1 protein-coding gene is annotated in these 1,151 nt (G+C 57.9%); it reads left to right on the top strand.

Translation table 11 applies throughout. The features are described from left to right. A partial coding sequence (gene tuf, locus ACPZMI_RS00005) for an elongation factor Tu (protein WP_426351411.1) occupies positions 1-1,151 on the top strand: 1,151 nt, incomplete at both ends.

Here is a 1,151-nt window from a genome sequence, read left to right as displayed (position 1 = left end):
TTTGATCGTTCCCTTCCCCACGTTAACGTCGGCACTATCGGCCACGTTGACCACGGTAAGACCACTCTGACCGCAGCTCTGACTCGCGTCTGCTCCGAAGTTTTCGGTTCGGCAGTCGTTGAGTTCGACAAGATCGACTCGGCTCCGGAAGAAAAAGCGCGCGGTATCACCATCAACACCGCTCACGTCGAGTACAACTCGAACATTCGTCACTACGCTCACGTTGACTGCCCGGGTCACGCTGACTACGTGAAGAACATGATCACCGGTGCTGCCCAGATGGACGGCGCGATCCTGGTTTGCTCGGCCGCCGATGGTCCGATGCCACAAACCCGTGAGCACATCCTGCTGTCCCGTCAGGTAGGCGTTCCGTACATCGTGGTCTTCCTGAACAAGGCTGACCTGGTAGACGACGCTGAGCTGCTGGAACTGGTCGAGATGGAAGTTCGCGACCTGCTGTCCACCTACGACTTCCCAGGCGACGACACCCCGATCATCATTGGTTCGGCTCGTATGGCGCTGGAAGGCAAAGACGACAACGAAATGGGCACTACCGCTGTCAAGAAGCTGGTAGAAACTCTGGATGCCTACATCCCTGAGCCAGTTCGTGCCGTCGACCAGCCGTTCCTGATGCCGATCGAAGACGTATTCTCGATCTCGGGTCGTGGTACCGTTGTGACCGGTCGTATCGAGCGTGGTATCGTCCGCGTTCAGGATCCGCTGGAAATCGTTGGTCTGCGTGACACCACCACCACCACCTGCACCGGCGTTGAGATGTTCCGCAAGCTGCTGGACGAAGGTCGTGCTGGCGAGAACTGCGGCGTTCTGCTGCGTGGTACCAAGCGTGACGACGTTGAGCGTGGCCAGGTTCTGGTCAAGCCAGGTTCGGTCAAGCCGCACACCAAGTTCACCGCAGAAGTCTACGTTCTGTCGAAGGAAGAAGGCGGTCGTCACACTCCGTTCTTCAAAGGCTACCGTCCTCAGTTCTACTTCCGTACCACTGACGTGACCGGTAACTGCGAACTGCCGGAAGGCGTTGAGATGGTAATGCCAGGTGACAACATTCAGATGACTGTCACCCTGATCAAGACCATCGCAATGGAAGACGGTCTGCGCTTCGCCATCCGTGAAGGCGGTCGTACCGTCGGCGC

The sequence above is a fragment of the Pseudomonas wayambapalatensis genome, from assembly GCF_049942315.1.
Classification (GTDB): Bacteria; Pseudomonadota; Gammaproteobacteria; order Pseudomonadales; family Pseudomonadaceae; genus Aquipseudomonas; species Aquipseudomonas wayambapalatensis.
Note: the sequence above shows the minus strand (reverse complement) of the source record. Positions and strands in the feature narration are given on the sequence as shown.